Below are 4,235 nucleotides of genomic sequence, written 5' to 3'. Positions count from 1 at the left end.
GTCGACCTCGCTCGCGTCCCCGTTTCCGCTCCCCGCGAGGATGTCCATCACGTGCGGGTCGCAGTCGCCGTCGTTGCCGCCGCCGAACCGGTGCTGCCCCTCGTACTCGTTGACCTTGCGCGTGAGGAGGTCGGTCTTGGCCGGGAAGCCTTCGTTCGACTGCATGATGACCTGATAGCCCCATGTCGACGGGTCGCCGGAGGGGAAGTCCTTCACGGAAACCGAGCCGGAGATCGTCTTCCCGGATCCCTTCGTCCGCACGGGAACCAGGATCTCCGCCTTCATCGAAGGTGCCTTCGCGTCCACTTCCGCCTTGACGCGGGAAGACGGCTGCGGCGAGAGGATCACGCACCGGTTCCAGGCGTCTTCGGGGGCGAACTGGATGTTGAGACCGGGCAGCCCCTGGGTGTACGACGGCTTCGCATCGCCGGTCTTCACGAAGATGAAGATCATCTGGACCGCGAAGCCGACGCCCATCCGCCAGGGATCGTCGAGCGCCGAGTTGACGGACACCTCGAAGTCGACGTTCGCCCCCGACTTCTTGACCTTCAGCTGGGTCAAGTCGAACGAACCCGGCTTGTAGACGGCGTCGGTCGGGTAGGTGTACTTCCCCGGACCGTTGTCGTCGCCGGTCGGGTCCCTGAACGCGACTTCCTGCGCGCCCGCGGCGGCGGCGAAGAACGCCGCGACCACCGCGGCCAGGATGGAAAATCGAGCGAGTTTTCCTTTCATGGAGTCCTCCTTCTTTTCCCGGTAGTCAGCCTTTGACGCTCCCGGCCGTCAGCCCCGACACGATGTACTTCTGCAGGAAGAGGAAGAGGGCGACGACGGGAATGGAAACGACGATCGCGCCGGCAGCGAAATAGCCCCACTGCTGCGAGAAGCCGCCGACGAAGAAACGCAGCCCCACAGGGGCGGTGTACATGGTCTCCTTGTCCATGAGGGTCGCGGCGAGAATGAACTCGTTCCACCCGGTCATGAACGAGAAGAGCGCCGTCACCGCGATCGCGGGGGTCGCGAGAGGCAGCACGATCCTCCAGAAGATCCGGGCGGCCGAGGCGCCGTCGATCAGGGCCGCCTCCTCGAGGTCCTTCGGGATCGTGTCGAAATATCCCTTGAGCATCCAGACGCAGAACGGGATTGCGGTGGTGGCGTAGACGAGCACGAGTCCGATCCGTGTCGAGCCGAGCCCGAGCCACTTCACGAGGATGATGTAGAGAGGAATCATCATCAGCGTGCCGGGAAACATCTGCGAGACGAGGAACGACATCATCCCCATTCGCCGCCCGGGGAACCGGAACCGCGAGAAGGCATACGCGGCCGTGCAGGCGAGGAACACGCCGAGCACCGTCGTCGCGAGCGAGACGATCGCGCTGTTGACGAGCCAGCGCGCGAAAGGCTGGTCGTGGAAGACCGCGACGAAGTTCGACATCGACCAGTGCTTCGGCCACGGCGTGACCGCCCGCAGCCGCTCGGCGAGCGTCGCGTGCTCGGGAACCGAAGCCAGCGCGAGCCCCTGCCCACCCGAGAACGCGATCGTCGCGACCCAGAGGATCGGGTAGACCGTCACCGCCGTCGCCAGCAGCAGGAAGACGTGGAGCGGGGCGTGGGCGACCTCCCCGATCTCGCGGCGCGCCATCAGATTGCCTCCGTCGCACGCGTCACGCGGTTCTGGATCGATCCGTAGACGAGGAGGATCGCGAAGATCACCGTCGAGTACGCGGCCGCGTAGCCGTAGCGGTACTTCTCGAACGCGAACTTGTACGCCTGTGTGATCAGGATCTCCGTCGACGACGCGGGCTCACCCTGCGAGACGAGATAGATGATGTTGAACATGTTGAAGGTCCAGACGACGGAGAGGATGATCGCGGGGATCAGCGCGGGCTTGAGCGACGGGAGGGTGATCGCGCGGAACTGCTGCCAGCGCGAGGCGCCGTCCACGCGGGCGGCCTCGTAGATCTCGGCGGGGATCGACTGGAGCGCCCCGAGGGAGATCACCATCATGAAGGGGAAGGAGAGCCAGCCGTTCGTCGTGAGAACGGTGACGAAGGACGTGAACGGTTTCTCGAACCAGGAGACGGGGTTCCCCCCGAAGATCTGGATCATCTGGTTGATGACCCCGAACTGCTGGTGGAACATCCCCTTCCAGATGAGCGCGGTGATGTAGTTCGGCACCGCCCAGGGAAGGATCAGCAGGACGCGGTACACGGGCCGGAGCGCCAGCCGCTTCGTGTTCAACGCGAGGGCCAGCAGGAGCCCCATCGTCACGCCGAACGTGACGTTGCAGATCGTCCAGACGACCGTGAAGAGGAACGTCCAGTAGAAGTTCAGGTAATTGAAGACGAGCGTTCCCGATGCCGTGCGTTTCGCGATCGAGAAGTCGCCGATGATGTCGACGTAGTTGCGCAGGCCCACCCAGATCTCGGTCAGCGGCTTGCTCGTGTTGTAGATGTTCTGGTCGGTGAACGAGATGGCGATCCCGTAGAGGAACGGAAAGAAGACGAGGACGACCATGCCGACCATCGCCGGCGCCGTGTAGGCGTAGGCGGCGCGGTGCGTCACGAGGGTGCGACGGAAAGCCCCGGCGAGGCCGAAACCCCCGAACGCGACGACGGCGAGCGAGAAAACCGCCAGCAGCACGATCGTCCTCCGGACCGGCCGCTCCATCGCCGCCATCTCCCGCGAGAGCCGGGCCTCGTCGGGGACGCCGGAGGCGAGGAGCAGGCCTCGCGCCCGCCGAAACGCGTCGGAATCCCACGAGGCCGGGTCGAGCCGGGCGGCCGCTTCGCTTCCGAGGATGTCCCTCGCGCGGGCCGCGTCGGCCGAGATCTCGCGCCCGACGGCCGACTCCGCGGCGCGGCGCTCTTTTCGAAGAAGGGAGATCGAACGATGGCCGAAGAACCCGATCGCCGCGAGATCGAGCGCGAACGCGGCGATCGCCAGAACGGCGGTTCGGCGTCCGGCGGCCGCCGCGACTCCCGCGAAGAGGAGCACGGGAACGACGACGGCGCCGAGGGTCAGGGCGACCGGCAGCCGCCGGCCGGGCGGCGGACGCTGAGTCTCGAGCGACAGCATTCCGGTGACGGCGCCCCCGGTCTCGACCGGCGCCGCGATCTTCCAGCGTCCCGCGGCTGTCCGCTCTCCTTCGATCTCGTCCTTTCGCGCGGCGCCCTCCTGCACGTTCGTCTCGATCGCCGCGCGCAGGCGCTGACCCTGGTCGTAGAGCGGCTTCTCGTCGAGGGAGAGGCGGCGCGGCGCCGCTTTCTCGCCGGCATCCTCCGGCGCGGTCGAGGCTTCGAGCGAGATCCCGTCGAAGGCGATCACCCGGATCGCCGTGATCGCGGGATTGGCGGCCTGCCATTTCCGGACGGCTTCGCGGACGCCCGGTCCCGCCCCTCCGGCCACCCGCACGACGTCGGTCAGCGCGCGCACGGACACGGTCGCGCGCCGCTCGGCCGCGGAGCGATCGACCTCGCGGAGGGCTCCCGCCAGCAGCAGCCCTCCCACGGCGAGCGCCAACGCCAGCGCCACGCCGAGGCTCACGCCCCAGCGCCGGGCCGCGGACGCGCCGGTTTCCGTCATCTCACCTCTTCCGGAGGCGCGCCATGTCCTCCACGACTTTCTTCTGGGCGGCGTCGAGCGCCGCTTTCGGCGAAGCGGCCTTCCGCGTGACGGCGTTCATCGCGGTCGTCGCCGGAGACCAGACCATCGTCATCTCCGGGAGGTTCGGCATCGGGACGGCGACCTCGACCTGGCGCCGGAACGCCTCGAGCACGGCGTCGCCGGACACCTTCGGGTCCTGGTAGACGGCCTTGTTCGCCGGGGTCTGACGGCCGTCGATCGCCATCACGCGCGCGGACTCGACGTCGGTCAGGTATTTCGCGAAGTCGAAGGCCGCCTCCTTGTTCTTCGAGGGCGCGGCGACGTACACCCCTTCGACGGTCATCCACGGGCGCATCGGCTTCCCGCCCGCCTCGACGAGCGTGGGGAGCGGCGCGAGGCCGTAGTCGATCCCCTTCGCGATCTCGCCGAGGAACCACGGGCCGGAGAAGACGATCGCCGCCTTCCCGTCGTTGAAGAGCGACGTGATGAGCGCCGTCGATGGCTCCGCCGGCAGGATCGCGTCCCGGTCGATCCACCGCATGAGGAGCTCGAGCGAGCGGACGTTCTGCGGCGCGTTCAGGACGGCTTTCGGCCCCGGGTCGAAGACGCGCCCGCCGAACCCGTTCATGAGC

Annotated in this window: 4 protein-coding genes; all 4 read right to left on the bottom strand. The window is 67.4% G+C overall.

Annotated elements, in window-relative coordinates:
* A partial coding sequence (locus VKH46_13775; protein ID HKB71911.1) for a glucodextranase DOMON-like domain-containing protein occupies positions 1-732 on the bottom strand: 732 nt, incomplete at its 3' end.
* 25 nt (positions 733-757) lie between these two features.
* Positions 758-1,639, bottom strand: coding sequence for a sugar ABC transporter permease (locus tag VKH46_13770; GenBank protein ID HKB71910.1), 882 nt, complete (start codon positions 1,637-1,639; stop codon positions 758-760).
* Positions 1,639-3,582, bottom strand: coding sequence for a sugar ABC transporter permease (locus tag VKH46_13765; protein ID HKB71909.1), 1,944 nt, complete (start codon positions 3,580-3,582; stop codon positions 1,639-1,641). The genes VKH46_13770 and VKH46_13765 overlap by 1 nt, the downstream gene beginning before the upstream one ends.
* A 1-nt stretch (position 3,583) precedes the next feature.
* A partial coding sequence (locus VKH46_13760; GenBank protein HKB71908.1) for an extracellular solute-binding protein occupies positions 3,584-4,235 on the bottom strand: 652 nt, incomplete at its 5' end.

It is taken from the genome of Thermoanaerobaculia bacterium, assembly GCA_035260525.1.
Lineage (GTDB): Bacteria > Acidobacteriota > Thermoanaerobaculia > UBA5066 > DATFVB01 > DATFVB01.
The sequence above is the reverse complement of the archived record's forward strand: the minus strand, read 5'-3'. Positions and strand labels throughout refer to the sequence as shown.

Bases quoted from the DNA above. Each gene is read 5' to 3' on its own strand.
- VKH46_13770 (HKB71910.1), bottom strand. From the start codon at position 1,639: ATGGCGCGCCGCGAGATCGGGGAGGTCGCCCACGCCCCGCTCCACGTC.
- VKH46_13765 (HKB71909.1), bottom strand. From the start codon at position 3,582: ATGACGGAAACCGGCGCGTCCGCGGCCCGGCGCTGGGGCGTGAGCCTC.